Origin of the sequence: Nocardia brasiliensis, from assembly GCF_042691675.1 — a bacterium.
Taxonomy (GTDB): Bacteria; Actinomycetota; Actinomycetes; order Mycobacteriales; family Mycobacteriaceae; genus Nocardia; species Nocardia brasiliensis_D.
In genome coordinates this window covers 2,153,503-2,176,328 of record NZ_CP170507.1, presented here as the reverse complement: position 1 = coordinate 2,176,328, position 22,826 = coordinate 2,153,503, and the positions used below count along the sequence as shown (strand labels likewise).

The following is a 22,826-nucleotide window of genomic DNA, read 5'->3' as shown; positions in this document are numbered from 1 at the left end:
GAATACCCGACTGTCACATTCTTCAGGACTGTAGAGAATCCGTCGGTGGCGAGCAACACAACCTTGCCACTCCGAAAATCAGAACGGAAGCCCTATTTCTGGTGGCCTCAGCCAACTGGACGCCGCCTCAAATACGCCCGATGACCAGGCCCGATCGTGGCGCATCCAGGCCGTGGCGCGCGCCCGGTCACGAGACCCTAAGAGTTCTCTAACGATTGCTCAACGAGTGGTGAAGATCCTTTCCCTACCGTCGATTTCGTCGGGCCGCACCGGCCCGCCAGCATCGATCTGAAGGAGACACCCCTCATGACGGCACTCATCGGACGCCGCGGCGCTCGCGTCGCGGCCGTGCTCAGCGGCACCGCACTCACCGCCGCCGTGGTCGCGGGAATGGCGGGTTCCGCCTCGGCGCTGCCGGGGCCGCCGATGCCGCCCGAACCCGGGATCATCCAGGTCGACCCGGTCCCCGGCGAACCTGCCCCGCCCGCCGTTCCCGCCCAACCTGCCCCGCAGGCCGTCCCTGGCGAACCTGCCCTGCCGACCGCGCCCGGCGATCCTGCCCGGCCGGTCGCCCCCGGTGAACCTGTCCTGTGCCCCGAGATCGACCCGACCGGTCCCGTGGTGATCATGCCCGCCGACAACGGTGGCGCGTGGGTGACCATCGAGCGCGAGCTGCCGCCCGGTGCCGTGCCCGCGGTCCCGCTCGAGCACGCGTGCGTCGCCGCCAGCGTCCGCTGACCGGCCGGGACTAATGTTGATCCATGACCGGACACCGGATCTTGGTCGTGGACGACGAGGTTCGCGTGCTCGCGTCACTACGACGCGGGCTGGAACTTTCCGATTTCGAGGTGGTCACCGCGGGCGACGGCGCCGAAGCGCTGGCGATGGTTCGCTCCGCGACGCCCGACGCCATGGTGTTGGACGTGAACATGCCGACCCTCGACGGTGAAGGCGTGGTCACCGCGTTGCGTGCGATGGGCAACGACATACCGATCTGCGTGCTCAGCGCGCGCAGCGCGGTGACCGACCGGATCGCCTGCCTCGAACGCGGCGCCGACGACTACCTCACCAAGCCCTTCGACCTCGGCGAGCTGGTCGCCCGGCTGCGCGCGCTGCTGCGCCGCCGGGTCAATACTCCGGAACGAGCGGCCGCGCAGGTCCGGATCGGACAGGTACAGATCGACCTGGCCGGGCACCGGGTGCTGGCCGCGGGCACACCGGTCGACCTCACCAAACGAGAATTCGAGGTACTCGCCTTGCTCGCCGACCACCCGGGCATCGTGCTCGGCCGTGAGCAGATCCTTTCCGCGGTATGGGGTTACGACTTCGCCACCGACACCAATGTGGTGGATGTCTTCGTCTCGTACCTGCGCCGCAAGTTGGAGGCGACCGGTGCGCCGCGGGTGGTGCACACCGTGCGCGGTGTCGGATTCGTCCTGCGGGAGCAGCCGTGAAACGTTCACCGTCGCTGCGGACCCGGGTGGCGCTGGTCTCCGGCGTGGTCGCCGCGCTCGTCGCGCTCACCTTGACCATCACCTTCGCCGCGTTGCTGAACGCGACCGGCGAGCGGCAGCTGGACGAGACCGTTTCCTCGATGGCGGTGCGGGTCGCGCCGCCGTTGAAAGGTGTTCCGGCCGAGACGGTTCCACCGCCGCCCGCCCCGCCGCCCCCTGCGGCACCCGCGCCGGGTCAGGCACCCGCGCCGGATCAGGCGTCCGCGCCGGATCAGGCGTCCGCGCCGACCCGGGAGACCGAAGCACCCGCGCCGCCTCGACCACCCGATGCACCCGGATACATGACCGACATACCCGAGGAGAGCGCACTCGCGCCCGGCATGCCCAACGACGTGGCCGTGACCCGGGTCGACGGTCTGCCCGGCGTGCTGGTGGCGCTCGACCCGAACCGCGATGTGGTCGCCTCCGCCATCCACCGCAGCCAGTTGATCGGTCTCGGCATCGGCGTGGCCGGTGCGCTGATCGCCGCCGTGCTCGGCTGGTTCCTGGCCGGTTACGCCGCGCGGCCGCTGCGCAGGCTGGCCACCGCCACCCACGGCATCGACACCCTCGAAGAGCTGCCGCCGCTGTCCGGCCGCGGCGCCAGGGAGGCGGAGGAACTCTCCGACGCCATCACCCGCATGCTGGCCCGGCTGGAGGCCGCGCACCGCGCCACCAACCACGCCCTCACCAGTGCCCGCGATTTCGCCGCCGTCTGCGCCCACGAGTTGCGCACCCCGCTCACCGCACTGCGTACCGACCTACAAGTGCTGGCCACCAAGGAAATTTCCGCCGAACAGCGCGGCGCCATTCTCACCGAGGTGCTCTTCGCCGAACAGCAGATCGAGAACACCCTCACCGATCTGGAGCGACTCGCCGTCGGCGAACTCACCGAACCCGACGCCTTCGAACCCTTCGACCTCTGCGAAACCCTCGACCGCGCAGTACAAGACGCACAGCGCCGACACCCCGACGTCCGCATCGACCTCGCCGAATGCGAACCGATCACAGTGACCGGCCTGCCCGGCGGACTCATGCTGATCGTCACCAACGCCGTCACGAATGCCGTCGAGCACGGTCACGCCGACACGGTCACCGTCACCGTCCACCCCGCTGCCGACGACACCATCGAAATCCTCATCGATGACAACGGCCGAGGCGTCCCGGATACCGTGCGCCCCAACGCTTTCGACCGCTTCAGCAAAGGCCCCGGCTCCCCCGGTTCCGGCCTCGGCCTGGCCCTGGTCCGCCAACAAGCCGAACTACATTCCGGCACAGCCGAACTCGACCACAGCCCCCTGGGCGGCACCCGCCTGCGCGTGCGCATCGCGGCAACTCCGTAATCGGGCTGGCGGACTCAGCGACCTAGCCCGGTGAGCTTTATCTCCATCTCGAACGGGTCCGACATGCGCAACACCTCATGGTGTACGGCTGTCGGTTCGGTCGGCTCGTACGTCTTGCTCGCCTCATCGAGATGGAAGGAGTACACGACCGGCTCGAAGTTCTCGGACTCGATGCGCCAGAAGAACGGAATTCCCGCCTGCGCGTAGTCCACCGGACGGATCCAACGATCCTTACGTCGAGTACCCGGTGAGACGATTTCCACGGCGAGTCGTACAGCCGACTTCGGGATGACGTTCTCGGTGGGGTTCGCAGCCGCTGACTCGATAACCAGAATGTCCGGGATCGGGGCGAAGTCGTCCGCGATTTCGATCGCCTGCTCCATCTCGACCGCGAGATCCGATGGACAGAGCGCCTCCATCGCAACGGTAAGCCGCCGCAGCACACGGTTGTGCCACACCGACGCCGACGCCATCATCACAGCCACCCCGTCCTCGAGCTCGTACCGGAACCCTGGGTCGTATCCCGCGCGAACATCGGCGACGGTCAGCCCGTCAGGAGCGTAGCCGCCGTGCTGCGGCAACCCGCCGTGGTGCGGCAACCCGCCGTGGTGCGGCAACATAGCCATTTCCGCCTCCTCGGTTGCGCTCCTCATGACAACGCATCCTGCCGGATGCGCCGTGACCTATGAAGCATTATCGCGCCGTTTGCCGCCCCGCGTCGGATCAGCGCCGCTACTTCCCCTTCGGCTTGTCCGACGCCGCGTCCGACGACAGCGCCGCGACGAAGGCTTCCTGCGGAACATCCACCCGACCGATGGTCTTCATCCGCTTCTTGCCTTCCTTCTGCTTCTCCAGCAGTTTGCGCTTACGGCTGATGTCGCCGCCGTAGCACTTGGCGAGCACGTCCTTGCGGATGGCGCGAATGTTCTCGCGGGCAATGATTTTCGAGCCGATGGCGGCCTGGATGGGCACCTCGAACTGCTGCCGCGGGATGAGCTCGCGCAGCTTGGTGGTCATTTTGTTGCCGTAGGCCTGGGCGGCGTCCTTGTGCACGATCGCGCTGAACGCGTCCACCGCCTCGCCCTGCAGCAGGATGTCCACCTTCACCAGCGCCGAGTCCTGCACGCCGGACTCTTCGTAGTCGAGGCTGGCGTAGCCGCGGGTGCGCGACTTCAGCGAGTCGAAGAAGTCGAAGATGATCTCCGCCATCGGCATGGTGTAGCGCAGTTCGACGCGGGTCTCGGACAGGTAGTCCATGCCGCCGAGCTCACCGCGACGACCCTGACACAGCTCCATGATCGAGCCGATGAACTCGCTCGGCGAGATGACGGTGCACTTCACCACCGGCTCGTACACGTGCCGGACCTTGCCCTCCGGCCAGTACGAGGGATTGGTGACGACGTGCTTGCTGCCGTCTTCCATCTCTACGGTGTAGACGACGTTGGGTGCGGTGGAGATCAGGTCGAGGTCGAACTCGCGTTGCAGCCGCTCACGGGTGATCTCCATGTGCAGCAGACCGAGGAAGCCGCAGCGGAAGCCGAAGCCCAGGGCCACCGAGGTTTCCGGCTCGTAGGTCAGCGCGGCATCGTTGAGCTGAAGCTTTTCCAGTGCGTCGCGCAGGTCTGGATAGTCGGAGCCGTCGACCGGGTAGAGGCCGGAGTACACCATCGGGCGCGGCTCGCGGTAACCGGTGAGCGGTTCGGTGGCGCCGTTGCGCGCGGCGGTCACCGTGTCACCGACCTTCGACTGGCGCACGTCTTTCACGCCGGTGATCAGGTAACCGACCTCGCCGACGCCGAGACCCTGGGTGGGTTTGGGTTCGGGCGAGACGATGCCGATCTCCAGCATCTCGTGGGTGGCGCCGGTGGACATCATCTTGATCTTCTCGCGCGGGGTGAGCTTGCCGTCCACCACGCGGACATAGGTGACCACGCCACGGTAGGTGTCGTAGACCGAGTCGAAGATCATCGCGCGGGCCGGCGCATCGGGGTCACCGACGGGGGCGGGCACCGTCTTGATCACCTCGTCGAGCAGCTCGCTCACGCCGACACCGGTCTTGCCGGAGACGCGCAGCACGTCGTCGGGTTCGCAACCGATGATGTGCGCGATCTCGCCCGCGTAGCGGTCCGGGTCGGCGGCCGGCAGGTCGATCTTGTTGAGCACCGGGATGATCGTCAGATCCTTGTCCAACGCCAAGTACAGGTTCGCCAGCGTCTGCGCTTCGATGCCCTGCGCCGCGTCGACGAGCAGCACCGCGCCCTCACAGGCTTCCAGTGCGCGCGACACCTCGTAGGTGAAGTCGACGTGACCCGGCGTATCGATCAGGTGCAGCACGTAGTCCGTGCCGTCGACCTGCCACGGCAGCCGCACGTTCTGCGCCTTGATGGTGATGCCGCGCTCGCGCTCGATATCCATCCGGTCCAGATATTGGGCGCGCATCTGCCGCTCTTCGACCACGCCGGTCAGTTGCAGCATCCGATCGGCCAGCGTCGACTTGCCGTGATCGATGTGCGCGATGATGCAGAAGTTCCGGATCCGTGACGGATCGGTGAACGTGGTGTCGGCGAAGCTGGCGGGCACTCCACTCCTCATGGGTATCGGCAAACTGCCGTCTATCGTCCCATGAGCAGTACGAAGCTTTCCCCAGCGGTGCCACCCAAGCCCGGCACGCTGCCAATTTCACCGTCGGGTACAGCGACGGGCACTGACGCCCGCGTGCCCGATCGCGAGCAATCCCGGGAACGTCGGTGGCTCATCGTAGAGTGAGGCCATGCCAGGCCAACCGCTGAAAACCATCCAGATCGAGGGATTCACCTCGATCAGATCGGCGACGGTCGAGCTCAAGCAACTGAATGTTCTGGTCGGCGCGAATGGGGCTGGTAAGAGCAACTTCGTCCAAGCGCTCGCGCTGCTCGGACGAATCGTCGACGGAGAGCTCGGTCTGTTCGTCGGTCTCAACGGCGGCGCGGCGGCGTTGCTCACCGACGGGGACGGCGCCTCCCGGATTCGTCTCGAACTCGACGCCGACCCGAACTCGTACGAGGCGGTCCTCGTCCCCGCGGCGAACGACGAATTGATCTTCGAAACCGAGGTCGTCTACTACCAAGAGCCGAAATATGATCGGCCGTACAGCAAGTCGCTCGGGCGCGGGCACCGCGAAACACGTCTGGCCACCGAAACCGGTGGCCCCAGGGGTGGTATCGCCAAGTATGTCTTCGCACTGCTCGAAGGCTGCAAGGTCTTCCACTTCCACGACACCAGCGCCGATGCTCCGGTCAAGCGAATGATTCCCACCGCAGACAACCTGAATCTGCGACCGGATGCCGGCAACCTCGCTGCGTATTTGTATCGATTGCAGACCAGCGACGAAGCCGCCGACCAGGCGGCCTATCGCCGCATTGTCGGCGCGATCCAGTTGGTGGCCCCGTTCTTCCGAGATTTCGTGCTCCAGCCCGAGGCCAGCGATCGGATCAGACTCCGGTGGCAGCAGCAAGGCTCGGACGCCGTCTTCTCAGCCAATCAGATGTCGGACGGCACACTTCGATTCGTCTGTCTGGCAACGCTTTTGCTGCAACCGGAATTGCCCGCGCTCGTCGTGCTCGACGAACCCGAACTCGGCCTGCACCCCTTTGCCATCGTGCAACTCGCGAACCTGCTTCGCCAGGCCTCGACCCGTAGCCAAGTCCTGATCGCCACTCAATCGGTCACCTTGATGAACCAGTTCGAGCTCGACGATCTGATCGTCGTGGAGCGCAGAGCCGGCGGATCCACCTTCTCCCGCCCCGATGCCACCGCATTGGAAGCATGGTTGACGGAGTACTCGCTCGGCGAGTTGTGGGAAAAGAACCTGCTCGGCGGACGGCCCGCCAGGGAGGACTCCAGCCAGGCATGACGGCCAGCTATCACCGCCTGCACTTCCTGGTGGAAGGACAGAGCGAGGAAATCGTCGTCAACAATGTGCTCGGGCCCTATCTCGCCGACCGTGGCTGGACCGTGAGTCAATCGATCGTGACGACGAAGCGCCCTGCCGGTGGCCCCAATCACCGAGGCGGTGTCAGCAGCTGGACCAAGGTCGATCGAGAGATCAAGCTGCTGTTACGAGATTCGAGCATCCACGTTCTGACGACGCTGTTCGACTTCTACGCGTTCCCGCCGGACGCTCCCGGGATGGCCGACATCCCAGCCGGTCTGACACCCCTTGACCGGGTGATACACGTTGAACATTCCCTCGCTGCCGCAGCGGCTGATAGCCGGTTTGTGCCGCACCTCATCCTGCACGAACTGGAGAGCTGGGTGTTCGCTGCCGCCGAGCAAGTCGGCTGCTTGTTGCCAGGGCTCACCGAACAATTGGTCAAGGATGTCCGGGTGGCCGGCGGCCCCGAGCTTGTCAATGACGGTCCGGATACTTCGCCGTCCAAGCGGATCCTCCACTACTGCCCGCAGTACTCGAAGACAAACGATGGCCCGCTGGCCATAGCCGACCTCGGTGTCGAGGAACTACGCAACCAGTGCCCGCACTTCAATTCTTGGCTCGACACGTTGCACAGCCGCTTGGCGTGATCACCCGACCTACCTCGCTGGCCTGACCGCAAAGCGACGGTTGCCACTCGCGGCGCGGGTGAGAAGAGGGCGGGGCGCCGTTATATTTCGAACATGGCCCGAAGTTGGAACTCTCTCGGCAAGCAGCTCGGACTTATCGCTAAGGAGCAGGGTCCCAGGATTGTCAAGCAGCAGGGACCGAAGTTGGTGGAACGGCTGGTCGGGTCGTTGGCGCAGCGGCGGACGCCGGCGGTGAAGGTGCGGCCGACGGCGTCGACGCCGGTGCCGACGGCCGAGCGGGCCCGCCAGATCGTGTACTCGCCGCAGTTGGACGGGCGAGCCGATCCGGGGGAGATCGTATGGACCTGGGTGCCGTACGAGGACGATCCGAGCAATGGCAAGGATCGGCCGGTGCTGGTGGTCGGGCGGGATCGCCGGACGCTGCTCGGGTTGATGCTGTCGTCGAAGGCGGAGCGGGCGTACGACCCGAACTGGGTCGGCATCGGTAGCGGCAGTTGGGATCCCGAGGGCAGGCCGAGCTGGGTTCGGCTGGACCGTGTCCTGGATGTGCCGGAAGCCGGGATCCGGCGCGAAGGAGCCATCCTGGCGCGCAAGACATTCGACCTTGTCGCCCACCGCTTGTGTGCCGAATACGCCTGGCACTGAGTCGAATACGGTTCTACCTGTGTTGAATCGCGTCCTGGGGCCGACCAAGCTCGCCATGCTCGTCACCGATATCGGCTTCCTGGTGTATTGGGCGATTGCCTTCGCCCAGATCATCCCGCCGGAGCTGGCCTACAAGGACTACGCGAATCCGATTCTGAGCGACTGGAACTTCTCGTTCGTCGTGCTCGACCTCGCGGCCAGCGCCACCGGCCTGGCCAGCCTGTGCCGCACCAACGGGACTCCAGGCGCTCGCTTTCTGGGCGCTGCGCGGCGATTTCAGTCTCACTTGGTGGATCCCCAATCTGTTCCTGCTGCTGTTCCCGCTCCCCGCGCTGATCGCGTTGACCTGCAACGCGATTCCGAACCCGGCCGAATAGCGACAGGCCCACCGACATCGCCATGGCGCCGGTGGGCCTGTCCTGGTCAACTCAAGAGAGCATGTTGCGGGACCGGCCGAACAGCAGCCCATACACCAGCGCACCGAGCGCGCCGCCGACCAGCGGGAAGACTACGAATGCCCAGACCTGGGCCATCGCACCGTCCTGATAGGGCGCGACACCGAGGCTGCGCGCCGGGTTGACCGAGGTGTTGTCCACCGGAATCGAGACGAGATGGATGACCGCCAGCGTCACACCGATCGACAAACCGGCCAGCGGGACATCGGAGAGCTGATCGGTCGAGGCGAGCACCACGAACACCAGCAGCGCGGTCAGCATGACCTCGATGATGATCATCGCCGCCATTCCGTACCCGTTCTGCAGCACGACCTCCCCCAGCGGCCCACGCTGCGCCGACGGACTGTGCTGTCCCCAGCCGTTCGCGCCGAGCCCGTCGACCGCGCGATCGTAGGACGGCAGATTCTTCGCCAGCGCGAACAACACCAGCCCGGCCAGGAACCCACCGATCAGCTGCGCGATCCAATACCCGACCGCGGTAACTGCCCCGATCCGGCCGAGCAGCAGATGCCCGACCGTCACCGCCGGATTGACATGACAGCCCGAGATCGGCCCGATCGCATAGACGAGGAACAACAGCGTGAGCCCGAAGGCGAGCGCAACCCCCAGCGCACCGACCCGTTCCCCCGCCAGTACCGCCGTACCGACGCCGCCGATCACCAGGACGAACGTGCCGAGCGCCTCCGCACCCCATCTCTTGGCGTCGGAGATCGGCCCGTACTCGGCGACCTCTTCGACAACTTCTTGAGCCGTTGGAGACATCTGCCAGCCCGCCTCTCCGCGTGTTTACCCGTCACTGCCGCAAGACTTGGTCACAGGGTGCTGCCGTTCGAACGCTACGCGCCCGAACTACCGCCGACAACGATCTCCGCAGCGTGTCTCCAGGCGCGGCGGCCAGGTGCTGATTTCGTGCGCCGAGCGGCGGCTGGTATCCTCGACCTTCGGCGTTGCGTTACCCGTTCACTCAGGGTGCGACGCACGCGTAGGAACTTTTCCAGCACATACCACTCAGCGACAGGAACACGAGGAAACAGGCGTGGCCAACATCAAGTCCCAGTTGAAGCGGATCCGTACCAACGAGGAAGCGCGTAAGCGTAACCAGTCGGTCAAGTCCGCGCTGCGCACCGCGATCCGCAGCTTCCGGGAAGCCGCCGCGGCCGGCGACAAAGAGAAGGCCGCCGCGCAGCTCCAGTTCGCGAGCCGCAAGCTCGACAAGGCTGCCTCGAAGGGCGTCATCCACGCCAACCAGGCCGCCAACAAGAAGTCCGCGCTCGCGCTGGCTCTGAACAAGATCTGATTTCCGGTACCGATCCGGTACCGCATGCTTTGACGCAGCCGCCGTGGCCTCGACGACCACGGCGGCTTTTGTCGTGCCCGCGCTCCGACCGGCCCGCGCCGAGTGTTCATCTCCGGGGATTCTGGATCGGCCCACAGCCTGTCGGTGGTTCCAGCTACCATTCGGCGCATGGTTACCGTTTACGCCAATCAGACCGTGGTCCGTGGCGAGGATCTGCCCGACGTGATCCGGGCCGCCGAGGTCCTGGGCATCGGGGTGAAGATCGAGAACGTGATGGTTCCCATCGACGATGAGGGCACGTACTCGTTGGAGTGGGTTGTCACGAGGGACGAAGAAGTACCCGTCTACGACGAGTGGGACGGCCGGTACGACGAGGCCGAAGAGGACGAGGAGCTGGTACTCAGCTCGGTGGAATAAGCCAAGACGACGGTGCCGGATCGGCGGCCAGCCGGTCCAGCGCCGTCTGGGACTCCGCATCGGCCGCGCGATAGATGATGACGCGCTGATCGGGATCCTGCACCGGCATCAGCACCTCGTAATCGACCACCAGCCGACCGACTACCGGGTGCCGCCGCGGTTTGGCGCCGCGGCCCTGCACCCTGACATCGTGTCGAGCCCAACCCTGCGCGAACTCCGCGCTGTGGGCCGTGAACTCCGCGATCAGGTCGCCGAGCGCCTGATCGTCCGGATGCGCCGCCCAGGCTGCCCGCAGATCCGCGATACCCTCCCGGATGATGCGTTCCCGCTCGACGTAGAAGTCGCGCATGCTCGGCTCCATCAGGCACAGCCACATGGTGTTGCGCTGCCGCGGCGGCAGCGTGTCGAAGTCGACGATCAACCGCGCCATCTCCTGGTTCCAGGCCAGGATGTCGTAGCGATGGTTGACCAGCATCGCCGGTAGCGGCGACAGATCACGCACCAGCATGGCCAGCGCGGGCGCGGGCACCGTGCTCGGTTTCCCGGGGTTCGGCTGCCGCTGCTGGGCCAGGTCGAACAGGTAGGCGCGCTCGTCGGCGGTCAATCGCAGCGCCCGGGACAAAGCCTCCAACACGTCCGCGGACGGCCGCAGTCCACGCCCCTGTTCCAGCCGGACGACGTAGTCGGTGCTCACGCCCGCCAGCTTCGCGACCTCTTCGCGCCGCAGCCCCGGCGTGCGCCGCGCCTGCCTGCGCGGTGGCAGGCCCCCCGACGCCAGCCGCTCGGGTCTTCGGGTGTCTCCGCTGTCTCTCGGCACGATGACCTTCGGCGCCGATTGGGGTTGGGGCGCCGACCGAGACGAGTCGCGCAAGATCTTCGACACCTACCTCGATCGCGGCGGAAACTTCATCGACACCGCGAGCCAGTACACCAACGGCACCTCCGAGCAACTTCTCGGCGAATTCACCGTGAACAACCGCGAAAGCCTGGTGCTGGCAACGAAATACACCATGCTGCGCCGCCCCGGCGACCCCAATTCCGGTGGGAACCATCGCAAGAGCATGTTCGCCTCGGTCGAGGCGAGCCTGCGCAAGCTCAACACCGACTACCTCGACCTGTTGTACCTGCACGCCTGGGATTTCCTCACCCCCGTCGACGAAATCCTGCGTGACATGGACGATCTCGTGCGTTCGGGCAAGGTGCTGTACGTCGGCATCTCCGATGCACCGGCCTGGCAGGTCTCCCGCATGCAAGCGATCGCCGACCTGCGTGGCTGGTCACCGCTGGTCGCTTTACAGATCGAATACAACCTGGCCGAGCGGACCGTCGAACGCGACCTCATTCCGATGGCGCGGGAGATGGGTCTCGGGGTGATCCCGTGGTCGCCGCTCGCCAGCGGCGTGCTCACCGGCAAGTACAGCCGGTCCGACCTCGACCACGAGGCGGCGGGCTCGCCCGAGGGCACGAGGAAAAACGTGGCCGCCGCCAATGGCGCGCTCACCGAGCGCGCGCTGACCATCGCCGACGTCGTCAAGGAGGTGGCGGTAGAGCTCGGCAAGACTCCCGCGCAGGTCGCGCTGGCCTGGACGTTGCGGAATCCCGGGGTGACCGCGCCCATCATCGGCGCGCGCACCGCCGCCCAGTTGACGGACAATCTCGGCGCGCTCGACGTCGCATTCGACGCCGCCCAACTGGCCCGGTTGGAGCAGGTCAGCGCCATCGAACTGGGCTTCCCGCACGACATGCTGACGCGGCCGATGACCCGCGAGGTCTTCTCCGGGGACCTGAAGATCGAAGCGCGCGCCTGAGTGACGCGGCGGTGCGAGCAGCTTGCGCCGCCGCGTCAGGCTGTCCTATGCTCGGCCCCGCGACATCGCGTCGCCGTAAGCGTTCACGTCAACCAACGCACCGGCTCACGCCATCCGGCGGAGCCGCTGCCTGACGGACACTTATGGAGCGAATCGATGAATTCCGCGAACACCAACTCCCGCAACACTTTCGGCAAGCTGCCTGCCCGGTATTCGGCCGTGGTCACGCCGATGCTGCTGTCGATTCTGATGACGTGCATCGTTTCCTTCATCAGCACACTGATGAGCGACGGTCTCGCCGTCGGCGTCTGGTTGCGGTCGTGGGCCGTGTCCTGGCCCATCGCTTTTCCGACCCTGCTGCTGGTGCTGCCGGTGGTTCGCCGGGCCACCTCGGTGCTGGTCCGGACGGCATAACCGGGCTGCGCGGGGCGGGACGATGAATTTCGGCGTCCCGCCCCGTCTGCACGGGTGATCGACACCGACCGCGGAGGACACAATGGATCACGACCGGACACGCACATGGATACGCACCCAAAGGCTCGCCCTCGCCGACTTTCTCGACGACCTGACCGAGCCCGAGTGGGCAGTCGATTCGCTGTGCTCCGGCTGGACCATCCACGAAGTGCTCGCGCACGTGACGCTGTCCTCCCGGGTCAGGTTGTGGGAGACGATCTTCGGCGTCCTCCGCGCCCGTGGCGACTGGGACCGCATGACCGCCCGACTGGCCCGCGACCGCGCCACCCGATTCACACCGGACGAACTGATCGCCCAACTCCGCGAATCTGCGGGCGCGACCCGGCGAGCACCCGGGGCGGGTGTGATCGATCCGTTGGTAGACATCATGATTCACGGCCAAGACATCGCTCGGCCACTCGGCCGGACGCTGGAGATGCCCACCGAACCGGCGATCGCTGTGCTAGACCATGTACTGCGCAGCCGGTTCTACGGGGCGCACCAGCGGTTGGCCGGGGTGCGGTTGAGGGCCACGGACGCGGCATGGTCCTCGGGTGCGGGGCCGGATGAGGTGTGTGGACCGCTGAGCGATCTGCTTCTGGTCGCGACAGGACGTATGGCGGGGCTCGCGACCCTGCACGGGCCGGGGGTGCAGCGGATCACCGCCGCCCTGTGAGCTTCGAGAGTTGTTGCCCGGCAGGTCAGTTGACGCAGGGGATGGTGTCGCCGGTAATGGTTGTGTCGACCGGTTTACCCACATCCGGTGTGGGCGTTGGGGTTCCAGTGGGCGAGTCGGCGGCGGCCATGGTCGGCGGGGCCTGGTTGAACAAAGCCGCGGTGGGCTCCGGCTCACCGAAGGCGGCGCGGACCTCGCGGCGGATGGCCGCCGGGTCGATGATGTTGACGTCCTGGCCGTTGATGGTGTCGTAGCGAAGCACCGGGAGGGTGCGGAATTCGACGGCCGGGTTGCCGGATGTGCCGAGGGTGCGCAGGAAGTCGGTGACGTTCCAGCCGTCGGACAGCACGATATTGCGGTGGGCGACGTCCATCAGGGCGGACAGCTTGCCGACATCGGTGAAGGTGCCGGACTTGCGCAAGTCCAGGGCCACCGAGGTGAGGAACGCCTGCTGCCGGTGGGTGCGGTCGAGGTCGCCGTTCTCCAAGCCGTGGCGCTGGCGGACGAAGGCCAGCGACTGGGCCGGGTCGAGTCGTTGCCTGCCCGCCGGGAAATCGGCGCCGGAGTAGTAGCTGTCGTTCACCGGCTTGTTGAGGCACACCTCGACACCGCCGAGCGCTTTCGCCAGATCATAGAAACCGGCGAGGGTGACCTCACCGAACCGATCGATCGGCACCCCGGTCAGGTCGCGCACCGCCTGCACGATCGACGCCCGCCCTGCCTCACGTCCCGCGCGTTCCAGCGCCTTGGTGTCGGTGACGCCCTGATTGATCAGCTGGTCCTGAACCGCCGCCTTCTTCAGCCCGTACGCTTCCTTGATCTTCACGTTGCCGTAGCCCGGGATACCCGACACCTTGACGTAGTCGTCGCGCGGAATCGACACCGCCACAATCTTTTTCATGTCCGCCGGGATGTGCACAAGGATCAGCGTGTTCGCGTTGTACCCACCCTCTTCTCCGTCACCCGCATGCAACTGGTCGAGGACCTCCCGCGGCAGATCGTTCCCGTCCTGGTCCTTGCGGGTATCCAGACCGATCAACAGGACATTCATGTCCCCCGACAGCGACCGCGGCGCATCCACCCCCAACGCCGCCGACCTGGTGAACCCCTTGTCGAACCGCCCCTCCGTCGCCCACCCGACCGCGGTCCCAGCCAACACCGCCGTCGACAACCCCCCGGCCACCACTTTCAACATGGTCCGCCCCACCCGCCGCGACGGCCGCCGATGCGCGCCACCCCGCCGCCGTCGAGCGTGCCGCGCACGGGCCCGCCGGGATTCATCAACCGGAAATACCGGTGCAGTTCGCTTATCCATAACCAAATCCAGTTTGACACGAAATGGATAGCTGGCAATTTGCGATAATCGTCGAGAACATGCTGGCCAGGCCGCTGCGAGTAGGCTCCGCAGCCGCCCTCCACCGCTGACGCAGACCGGACAAACGTCACCTGACCTCGCGATCTCTCGCCTCGACCCAACTGGACGACGTCAACTGAATCGAGCAATCCGGTCGTGATGGCGTCCACGCTTATGTGCTCCAGCACACGTCCGGCACAACCGTTGACCGGCGGATGGCCAGCCGATTTCGGTGTACGCCCCCGCACAACTGTTGTCCGGTGAGCAGCTAGTAGACGAACCCGTCAGCACTCGACCCCACCGCCCACACCTACGGCCGAACCATGATCAACGGGACATGGTCGCGGCATCGCCCGAGTAAACCCTCCCCCATGTCCCGTTGATCATGGTCAGGACGGCAGGCGTGCCCTCCGTCGTAGCTGCGCGCTTCGCGAAACGAGGATCTCCACCGGAACCCAGGAGCTGAGGCGGGCGGCGGGCTCAGCTCATGGAGTGGAGGTCCAGGATTTGGGTCAGGGCGTGTTCCAGGGCGTAGTTGGGGTCGGCGGCGCCGCCTTTGACGTCGGCGTTCAGTGCGGCGACGACCTGGAGGGCGGAGCCGATGGTGGCGGGGGTCCAGTTGCGGGCTTGGGCTTGGGCTTTCTTGACTTTCCAGGGCGGCATGCCGAGTTGCTGGGCGAGTTTGAAGGGGTCGCCGCGGCCTGCGGAGCCGACGCGGGCGATGGTGTGCACGGAATCGGCGAGGGCGTCGGCGAGCAGCACGTGCGGGACGCCGCGGTCGTTCGCCCAGCGCAGCGCTTCCATCGCGCCGGGGCGGTCGCCTGCGACGGCGAGTTCGGCCACGTCGAACCCGGAGACTTCGGCCTTACCGGAGTAGTAGCGGTGGACGGCCGCGACGTCGATCTTTCCGCCCGTGTCGGAGGCCAGCTGCGAGCAGGCCGCGGCGAGTTCACGCAGGTCGGACCCGACGGACTCCAGCATCGCCTGCACGACATCGCCCGCGACCCGTACCCCGGCGGTACGGAACTCGCCGCGGACGAACTCCACTCGCTCGGCTGCCTTGGTCAACTTGGCGCAGTCGTGTACGACCGCACCGGCCTTCTGCAGCGCAGGCACCAATGCTTTGGCTCGCCCGCCGCCCGAATGCAGCACCACCAGGACCACACCTTCCGGCGGGTCGCCCGCGGCGGCGGTGATCACCGCGACCGCGTCCTTGCCCGCCTCGGCCGCGGACTCCAGGATGATCACCCGGTCCTCTGCGAACAGCGACGGACTCAGCAGCTCGGCCAGTTCGGCGGTGCTCGCGTCCCCGGCCCGCATCCGATCCACCGGCACCGCATCGGCATCCGGCGCCAGCGCACGCACCTGCGCGGTCACCTCCGCCACCGCCCGCTCGACCAACAGCTCTTCATCCCCCAGCACCAGATGCAGCGCGGGTCGCTCGGTCACAACGTCACCTCGCCGACGCTCGCCCGCGCCACGCGCGAAGGCACGCGGTGTCGATGGTCCACTCGCTGACGCTCGCTCCGCTCGGTCACGGCAGCGATCCTACGGTCCCCCACCGACAGACCCGCGCCGCAGGTTCCGCGTGTTCACCGACCTCACCGGGAGGTCACTACACGCGGCGACCCCTCATCAGCCAGGACCAGCACATCGCCGTGTTGGTCGGTGCGGGTCACCGTGGTGCCGAGAGTGGATAACTCGGTGAGTACTCCGGGGTTCGGGTGGCCGAAGGTGTTTTCGGTGCCGACGCTGATAATGGTTAGGCGGGGGCGTACGGCGGCGAGGAATTCTTCTGTTGTGGTTCGTGATCCGTGGTGTGGGAGCTTGAGGATGTCTGCTTGTAGGGGGATTCCGGCCTGTAGCAGTGCGCGTTGTGCGGGGGCCTCGATGTCGCCGGTGAGGAGGATGCGACCGGCGGCTGTGGTTGCTGCCAGGACGATCGAGCGATCGTTGGCTTCGTCGCCTTCGGCGCCGGGGGTGGGTCGCGCGCCACTCTCCTCGGGGGCGAGCACCTGCAAATCGACTGTCCCGAAACGGAATACCTGGCCCGCTGATAGCTCCAGCAGCGGGATTCCCGCTCGATCCGCAACGGCTACAACCTGAGCCAACCCGTCCGCTCGCCCACCGTGCTGGGCTATGTCCCGCTGCCGCTCACTCGACGGGTCCTTCCCGGCCACCGAAACGTCGCCGGTGATCGGCGCTATCCCAGCGAGCTCATGCAAGCCGACCGCTACGGCGGCTACCGAACGGCCGTCCAGCGCACCGCTGATACCACCGATGTGGTCCGCATGAGGATGCGTCAGGACCAGCAACTCGATGCGCGAGATATGCAAGCGGTCCAGGCAGTTTCGGATCAGACGTGGGTCCGGACCGACATCGATCACCACCGCCGTGCCGTCACCGACCGAGAGGGCAAGTCCGTCCCCTTGCCCGACATCGCAGGCGGCCAGCACCCAGCCCGCCTGCGGCCAGCCGGGCTGCCAGATCCGCACCGGGATCAGCACCACCGCCACGCCGAAGGCCACAGCCAAGATCACCCGGCGGATCGCGGCGAAGCGCAAGGCGACAACACCCACGATGACAACCACGAAAGCGATCAGCCCACCGAGCATTCCATCGGGCACACGGACGGACGCGCCGGGCACACCGGCCGCCTGCTCGGCGACGAACAGCAACCACCACAACGGCGGTGCGGCGCAACGCACAACGAATTCGGCCAGTGGCGACCAGATAGCGGCGAGGATCGCACCGGTCGCGCCGATCACGGTGATCGGCGCAATAACCGGCGCCACAAGAACATTCGCGAGAATAGCTACCAAGCTGAGCTGCCCAGTCAATGCGACCATCAGCGGCGTGGTGACAACGAAGGCACCCGCCGCCACCGCGAACAACTCGGCTGGAAGGCGCCACCAGCCCCGGGCCCGCAGCCAGTCGGCCCAACTCGGGGCCAGCAGGATCAGTCCGGCGGTCGCGAACACCGACAGGGCGAAGCCCGCGGACACCGCGAGCGCGGGCCACACGGCGAGCAGACCGATGACCGCGGCACAGAGTGCGGGCAACGCCTGCTTCCGCCGCCCGGTCAGCAAAGCCAACAAGGTGATCGCGCCCATTGCCCCGGCCCGCAGCACACTGGGATCAGGCCGTGCGACAACCACGAACATCACCAACGCCGCTCCCGCGACCAGCGCCCCGGCGCGCGGACCAAGGGTCAGCACCCGCACCGCGAACAGCACGACCGTCAGCAGGATAGTGAAATTGGCACCGCTGACCACGCAAAGGTGCGCCAGGCCTGCGATTTCGAATTCCTCGCGGAGATGATCGGGCAACCCGCCGGTGTCCCCGACGACCAGCGCGGGTAGCACCCCAGCCGGTTCCATCGGCAGCGCTCGCGATGTCGCGTCGGCGAAATCGGTACGCACCGACCGAGCTACCCGCTGCCACCACGGCAAAGCTCCGACCAACTCGGGTGATCCCTGTGCCCGCAGTGTCGCCACCGTGAGATCACGGTGCCGCGGTGGAGCCACCCTTGCCCGGAATTCCACCGCCTGGCCGGGTGACAGTTCAGCCCATCCGTCTCCGGACGCCAGAATCACCACCGCGCCACCCGCCCGCACCGCCGACTCACCCAACCGATACTCGTGCAGGCTCGCCCGAACAACCCACTGCCGACCACCGAATGAGTTGCCGCGCACAGGCTTCGGATTCCCGCTCGGCGTCACCACCACCCGCAGCGAAAGCCCCGCCACCGACCGCATCGGATGCGTCGCCGCCCGATACTCCCGCCAAGCCGCCGCCACCGCGAACCCGGCAGCGAGCAACACCGCCGCCAGCGCCACCACTGCCACCGCCCGCCACCGCTCACCCCGATGCGCCATCGCCCACAGCAGCAACACCCACAACCCGATCGCCGACACAACCAGCGCCACCGCAAGCCACAACCCGGCCGCCCACCCCGCCGTCAACGCCACAATCGTTGCACCCCAACAACACAGCGCCGCAGGCAACAGCCGGGCATCGAGCACCTGCGGCTCGTCATCCGACCCCGAGCCGGCACTTTCCGCATCGTTGCCGTCCGATGGACCACTCTCCCTCGGACCACCCCGCCGCGCTCCATCAGCGTTCATACCTTCACCAGCTCGCGCAGGCGGGCCAAGCGGGCGGGCCCGATGCCATCTACTTGGCCGAGTTGATCGATGGCGGTGAAACGCCCGTTGGCGGTGCGCCAGGCGATGATGGCTTTGGCTGTCACGGGGCCGACGCCGGGAAGGGCGTCGAGATCGGATTCGGTCGCGGTGTTGAGGTCGACCCGACCGGACGGCGATGGCGGACCGGCCGATCCGGACGGCGCGGTGGCGGTACGGCCACCCGCGTTGATCGTGGTGCTGCCGAGCTGCGGCGGACCCGGGTTCGGACCCGCCGGACCGACCAGCACCTGATCTCCGTCGAGCAGTCGCTGCGCCAGGTTGAGGCCAGCGAGGTCAGCGCCATCCCGTGGACCGCCCGCCGCCGCGAGGGCGTCGGCAACACGGGATCCGGCGGGCAGCCGCACCAGACCGGTGTGCTGCACCAACCCGACCACGCTGACCACTAATTCGTCGGCACCCGGTGCCGCGCCCGATTCGGCAGGCTGCGGTGCCGCACCGGGCGATGCGGCCGCGCTCGCTGAAGCGGTCGAATTCGACCGCGCCACAGCCGGAGTCGTGGTGCTGGTCCGCACCGCGGGCAGCGGGGGCACCGGTTGCGCAACGGGCCGCTCACGGAATACGACGACCGCCGCAACCACCATCGCCACCACCCCGATCACCAGCAGCGTGCCGACGCCGCGCCGCCCAGGATCGAACCGAATCCCCCGAAACCGCTCCGGCACAAACCGATCCCGCCACCCGGAACCAGCCGCGGGTTCCGCCAGCCACTTGGGCGCACGCACCTCCCCCACCTCGTCATCCCCTTCGTCACCCGCCGAACCCGCCTCGGACGGCAGCTCCGCAAGATCCCAGCGCCCGCTACGACCGGCGCCCACCGGTTTCGCACCGACCTCACCCCGTCGCCGACCGGCACTGCCCGCCTCGGACGGCAGTCCCGCAAGATCCCAACGCCCCGCACGGCCAGCAGGCATCGGTTTCGTACCGACCTCGCCCCATCCCTGACTGGCAACCCCCGCCCCAGCCATCGGCCCCCTCGACAAATCCCGCGAGCGACCCTCGAGGGGACGCGCAGCTTCAGCCGCCTCTGCGATTCCAGTCCTACTGGCACTGACGCGGGTAGTCAGCGCACCCAGCCGCCGCCGGATCCGCTCGCGTTCGTCCTGTCGTGACATGAGGCGACCGTATTCCGGCCCGAAGCCGAAAGGTTTTGCCCGACCAGGCGATTCAGCCGCCCTGTTGACAACTACGGGGATGTGGACAACTCGCCGAAGCCGCACATCTGTCAGCGCGCGGCGCACGCCGAGGTGCCAGCCACCCGCCCCACAACCGAAACCCCACCCAAGCGGCGAACGGGACCTGACGGAGCCTCTACTCGCGTTTCGACACAGCTATGTCCCGCTCGGCGAAACAGCGAGGGCTAGGTGCAGCCGCCGGGGAGGACCAGGACGCCGACGGCCCCGATGCCGAGGTGGATGCCGAGTGCGGGACCGAATTCGGCGACGATGAGTTCGCGGATGCCGGGGACCAGGTCGCGCAGTTGGGCGGCGACGGTATTGGCGGCGTCTTCGGCACCGAGGTGCTGGACGGCCACGGCCGCGCCGTCCTCGCCTGCCGCATCCACCGCTGCCGCGACAAGTTTCGCGAAGGCCTTGGAGCGCGTCCGAACCTTCTCGCGGAGTTCGAGACGACCTTCGACGATCTGCAGCAGCGGCTTGGTGACCAGTTCGCTGCCGAAGAAGGCGGCAGCGGAGCTCAGCCTGCCGCCGCGGCGCAGCTGTTCGGTGCGGTTCACCAGGATGAACGTGCGAGCGCGGCTCGACGCGGCGACCGCGGTGTCGTAGACGACATCCAGCGACGCTCCGGCGTGTGCCCGGCGCGCCGCGGCCAGCACCGGCAGCCCGGTGGCCAGGCCCGCGCCGAGCGAATCGACGAGACGCACCCGGTCGGCGGCGTCCATATCGCGGACGGCTTGCCGGCCCGCCTCCCAGGTCCCGGAAAGTTGGCGCGAAATATGCACGGCGACAACACCATCGCCGCCGCTGCGCTCCCACGCCTGCTCGTATACGGCGCGCAGCTCACCCGGCGACGCCGCCGAGGTGGTCACCGTGTCGGAGGCATAGTCGATGTCGACGGGGTCGACACCCTCGCGGATCGCGCGGTCCCCGATCAGCACATGCAGTGGGACGACGGCGATATCGAGCTCGGCGGCGAGTTCGGCAGGAAGGCTGGCGGACGAATCTGTCACGACCACGACGGCCACGGACTACCGAACCTCCTGCAGGGTCTTCACCATCGCGTTGGCCACGGCCGTGTGCCCCGCCCAACCCCAGTGGATACCGTCCGGGTTCGCCTCACCGGAGAAGATATTGTCGCGCACCGCTTCGCCGAGATCGACCAGCGGCACCGAGGTGCGCGCCGACCACGCCCGCAACGCCTTGACGGCACGCTCACGCCCGGAATGCACTCGCCCGTAGGCGGCACAGTTGTGCACGGACGGCAGCACCGCGACCACCGGCAGCTCGGGCCGCAACTGCGCCAACGCTTCTCGCGACTGCTCCAGGTAGTCCACGCTCACCTTCGGTGGCAGCGCGACAGGGCGACCGAGTTTCGACAGTTTCGGCTGCAGCCAGGTATAAGTGGCGCGGACGCTACGGCGCAGCGCGGGCGGGCGCACGTACCGGATCAGTTCACGCAGCGCGGTCGGCAGCGGCGACGGCAAGGTGTCCATGCCGCCGACGGCGAACACCACGGCACCGGCGCGCGGCACCGCGGCCCACACTCGAGGATCACCGATCAACGCCCAGTACGCGTCCCGGCAGGTCCAGCCGATCCGCCCGACCACCTCGACGTCCCAATCCAGCTCAGCGCCGACCAGGTTCGGCCAAATCTGCGGGTGATCGGCGGGGAGTCCACCTTTGGGCCCGAAGTACGACAGCGAATCCGCGATGACCAGCAACACCGGTCGCCCGCTGGCCGACGCACCCTGCGCCACTTCAGCCGACACGCCCTGGGCTACCTCAGCCGACACACTCGACCCGGCGGCCACAGCGGCCGACTCACCCTGCGCTACCTCAGCCGACGCACCCTGCGCCGCTTCAGCCGACACGCTCGAACTGGCGGCCGCAGCAGCCGACGCGTCCGCCGATACCGGAGAGCCGCCAGCGACGGCAACAGCGGCAGCCAATTCACTAGCGCCGGACTCGGCGGGCACTCCGGCGGGCGCGGCAGACTCGTCAGCAGCACCGATCGCTTCGACCGTCCGCCCTGACTCGGAACCAGCCGCATCAACCGACGCGGCGTCCACGGTCGACCGCTCAGGAGGTGGATCTACCGAACTGGCCGGAGCGGAACCTTCGGGTTCAACCGACTCCCCCTCCTCGCCTCCCGGCTCAGCAGCTTCGGGCTCCACCGGCGGCACCGGCGGCGGACCGAACAACGCGTCCGGGATCGAGCGTTCCGGTTTCGCCGAGGCCTTCCGGAACAGTTCGTCCGGCACCTGCCGAATCGGATCTTCAGAGGACATCCGAGGCCACCTTCGCCGATGCGTTCCACACGTCAAGGCGCCAACCGGGCTGGTCGATGCTCGGACCGTGACTGCTCAGCTGCACCCAGCTGGTATTGGCCAGTCCGCCGAGGACGGGCCAATTCGCTGGCGGCAGATCGAGCAGCGCGGCCGTGAGGCCGGCGATCAGCCCGCCGTGCGCCACCAGGATGATAGTCCGGCCCGGCCAGTCCTGCCGCTCGACAAGCAATTCCTGGACAACCGGCAGCGATCGCGCGCCGACCTCGAGTTTGCTCTCCCCATTGGGCGGCCGATAGGTGGCGTCGAGCCGCCAAGCCTGGCGCGCGCCGGGGAAGTCGGCGTCCACCTCCAGGTGCGTCAGCCCCTCCCAGTCACCGAGATCGGTTTCCCGCAGTCGTGGATCGGGCACCACGTCGAGTGAAGTGTGATCGGCGAGCGCGGTCGCGGTCTCGAAGGCCCGGCGCAGGTCGGAGGAGATGATGGCGATCGCATTGCGCGAAACCAGCTCGCGCGCGGCCTCTTTCGCCTGACGGCGACCGAGCTCGGTGAGATCGGTATCGATCTGGCCCTGCATCCGATCGGCGGCATTCCATTCGGTCTGCCCGTGCCGCAACAAGATCAGTGTGCGCACGCCGGCGTACTTACTCACGGTCG

General features: G+C 67.2%; 22 protein-coding genes and 2 pseudogenes. 13 read left to right on the top strand and 11 right to left on the bottom strand.

Annotated features, from left to right (window positions below):
- Positions 1-306: 306 nt before the first annotated feature.
- Genes ACFK0J_RS10120 through ACFK0J_RS10110 form a run of 3 tightly spaced genes read left to right on the top strand, consistent with a single transcriptional unit; the run spans position 307 to position 2,836 of the window.
- Positions 307-738 (top strand): hypothetical protein, encoded by a 432-nt coding sequence (locus tag ACFK0J_RS10120; RefSeq protein WP_378738732.1) that lies wholly within the window; start codon positions 307-309, stop codon positions 736-738.
- A 23-nt stretch (positions 739-761) separates the two neighbouring features.
- Complete coding sequence (locus ACFK0J_RS10115) at positions 762-1,454, top strand: response regulator transcription factor (RefSeq protein ID WP_378738730.1); 693 nt, start codon at positions 762-764, stop codon at positions 1,452-1,454.
- Complete coding sequence (locus ACFK0J_RS10110; protein WP_378738727.1) at positions 1,451-2,836, top strand: sensor histidine kinase; 1,386 nt, start codon at positions 1,451-1,453, stop codon at positions 2,834-2,836. Before ACFK0J_RS10115 ends, ACFK0J_RS10110 begins: the two co-directional genes overlap by 4 nt.
- Positions 2,837-2,850: 14 nt before the next feature.
- On the opposite strand, the gene ACFK0J_RS10105 is transcribed toward ACFK0J_RS10110, so the two are convergent.
- Positions 2,851-3,462, bottom strand: coding sequence for a Uma2 family endonuclease (locus ACFK0J_RS10105; protein ID WP_378738725.1), 612 nt, complete (start codon positions 3,460-3,462; stop codon positions 2,851-2,853).
- Between the two features lie 106 nt (positions 3,463-3,568).
- A complete protein-coding gene (gene lepA, locus ACFK0J_RS10100) occupies positions 3,569-5,428 on the bottom strand; it encodes a translation elongation factor 4 (RefSeq protein WP_378738723.1) in 1,860 nt (619 codons plus the stop codon).
- 178 nt (positions 5,429-5,606) lie between these two features.
- Between lepA and ACFK0J_RS10095 the strand changes: the two genes are divergently transcribed.
- From ACFK0J_RS10095 to ACFK0J_RS10075, 5 genes and pseudogenes are all read left to right on the top strand, one after another.
- The gene (locus tag ACFK0J_RS10095) at positions 5,607-6,728 is read left to right on the top strand and encodes an AAA family ATPase (RefSeq protein ID WP_378738721.1); all 1,122 of its coding nucleotides are present in this window, start codon (positions 5,607-5,609) and stop codon (positions 6,726-6,728) included.
- Positions 6,725-7,396, top strand: a complete 672-nt coding sequence (locus tag ACFK0J_RS10090) for a DUF4276 family protein (RefSeq protein WP_378738718.1) — start codon at positions 6,725-6,727, stop codon at positions 7,394-7,396. The genes ACFK0J_RS10095 and ACFK0J_RS10090 overlap by 4 nt, the downstream gene beginning before the upstream one ends.
- Before the next feature lie 93 nt (positions 7,397-7,489).
- Positions 7,490-8,041 (top strand): type II toxin-antitoxin system PemK/MazF family toxin, encoded by a 552-nt coding sequence (locus ACFK0J_RS10085; protein WP_378738716.1) that lies wholly within the window; start codon positions 7,490-7,492, stop codon positions 8,039-8,041.
- Positions 7,941-8,258, top strand: a pseudogene (locus ACFK0J_RS10080) (DUF5360 family protein); the annotation flags it as partial. The gene ACFK0J_RS10085 and the pseudogene ACFK0J_RS10080, both read left to right, overlap by 101 nt.
- 28 nt (positions 8,259-8,286) lie before the next feature.
- Positions 8,287-8,418 (top strand): annotated as a pseudogene (locus ACFK0J_RS10075) (DUF5360 family protein); the annotation flags it as partial.
- Positions 8,419-8,469: 51 nt separating this feature from the next.
- Here ACFK0J_RS10075 and ACFK0J_RS10070 read toward each other — a convergent pair.
- Positions 8,470-9,258, bottom strand: coding sequence for an aquaporin (locus ACFK0J_RS10070; RefSeq protein WP_378738714.1), 789 nt, complete (start codon positions 9,256-9,258; stop codon positions 8,470-8,472).
- A gap of 274 nt (positions 9,259-9,532) precedes the next feature.
- On the opposite strand from ACFK0J_RS10070, the gene rpsT reads away from it, so the two are divergent.
- Together rpsT and ACFK0J_RS10060 are read left to right on the top strand one after the other, a co-directional pair.
- Positions 9,533-9,793, top strand: a complete 261-nt coding sequence (gene rpsT, locus ACFK0J_RS10065; protein WP_069167823.1) for a 30S ribosomal protein S20 — start codon at positions 9,533-9,535, stop codon at positions 9,791-9,793.
- Positions 9,794-9,961: 168 nt separating this feature from the next.
- On the top strand, positions 9,962-10,210 hold the full coding sequence (locus ACFK0J_RS10060) for a hypothetical protein (protein WP_218475320.1): 249 nt from the start codon (positions 9,962-9,964) through the stop codon (positions 10,208-10,210).
- Here ACFK0J_RS10060 and ACFK0J_RS10055 read toward each other — a convergent pair.
- Entirely contained in the window at positions 10,194-11,027 is an 834-nt protein-coding gene (locus tag ACFK0J_RS10055; RefSeq protein WP_378738711.1) for a helix-turn-helix domain-containing protein, read from the bottom strand. The two genes, ACFK0J_RS10060 and ACFK0J_RS10055, sit on opposite strands and share 17 nt — an antisense overlap.
- 1 nt (position 11,028) lies before the next feature.
- Here ACFK0J_RS10055 and ACFK0J_RS10050 point away from each other — a divergent pair, with 1 nt between their 5' ends.
- The 3 genes from ACFK0J_RS10050 (at position 11,029) to ACFK0J_RS10040 (ending at position 13,147) form a co-directional block, all read left to right on the top strand.
- Positions 11,029-12,018, top strand: coding sequence for an aldo/keto reductase (locus ACFK0J_RS10050; RefSeq protein WP_378742737.1), 990 nt, complete (start codon positions 11,029-11,031; stop codon positions 12,016-12,018).
- A gap of 156 nt (positions 12,019-12,174) precedes the next feature.
- A complete protein-coding gene (locus tag ACFK0J_RS10045; RefSeq protein WP_378738709.1) occupies positions 12,175-12,432 on the top strand; it encodes a DUF2798 domain-containing protein in 258 nt (85 codons plus the stop codon).
- A gap of 82 nt (positions 12,433-12,514) precedes the next feature.
- Entirely contained in the window at positions 12,515-13,147 is a 633-nt protein-coding gene (locus ACFK0J_RS10040; RefSeq protein WP_378738707.1) for a maleylpyruvate isomerase family mycothiol-dependent enzyme, read from the top strand.
- 25 nt (positions 13,148-13,172) lie between these two features.
- On the opposite strand, the gene ACFK0J_RS10035 is transcribed toward ACFK0J_RS10040, so the two are convergent.
- From ACFK0J_RS10035 to ACFK0J_RS10005, 7 genes are all read right to left on the bottom strand, one after another.
- Positions 13,173-14,342, bottom strand: coding sequence for an LCP family protein (locus ACFK0J_RS10035; RefSeq protein ID WP_378738704.1), 1,170 nt, complete (start codon positions 14,340-14,342; stop codon positions 13,173-13,175).
- 639 nt (positions 14,343-14,981) lie between these two features.
- Entirely contained in the window at positions 14,982-15,950 is a 969-nt protein-coding gene (holA, locus tag ACFK0J_RS10030) for a DNA polymerase III subunit delta (RefSeq protein ID WP_378738702.1), read from the bottom strand.
- Positions 15,951-16,102: 152 nt separating this feature from the next.
- Complete coding sequence (locus ACFK0J_RS10025; RefSeq protein ID WP_378738700.1) at positions 16,103-18,472, bottom strand: ComEC/Rec2 family competence protein; 2,370 nt, start codon at positions 18,470-18,472, stop codon at positions 16,103-16,105.
- 152 nt (positions 18,473-18,624) lie between these two features.
- Entirely contained in the window at positions 18,625-19,620 is a 996-nt protein-coding gene (locus ACFK0J_RS10020; RefSeq protein WP_378738698.1) for a helix-hairpin-helix domain-containing protein, read from the bottom strand.
- Between the two features lie 446 nt (positions 19,621-20,066).
- Positions 20,067-20,909: a DegV family protein gene (locus tag ACFK0J_RS10015; RefSeq protein ID WP_378738696.1), complete on the bottom strand. Its 843-nt coding sequence runs from the start codon at positions 20,907-20,909 to the stop codon at positions 20,067-20,069.
- Between the two features lie 3 nt (positions 20,910-20,912).
- Positions 20,913-21,641: a diglucosylglycerate octanoyltransferase gene (octT, locus tag ACFK0J_RS10010; protein WP_378742735.1), complete on the bottom strand. Its 729-nt coding sequence runs from the start codon at positions 21,639-21,641 to the stop codon at positions 20,913-20,915.
- Positions 21,642-22,161: 520 nt separating this feature from the next.
- On the bottom strand, positions 22,162-22,821 hold the full coding sequence (locus ACFK0J_RS10005) for a histidine phosphatase family protein (RefSeq protein WP_378738694.1): 660 nt from the start codon (positions 22,819-22,821) through the stop codon (positions 22,162-22,164).
- Between the last annotated feature and the right edge of the window lie 5 nt (positions 22,822-22,826).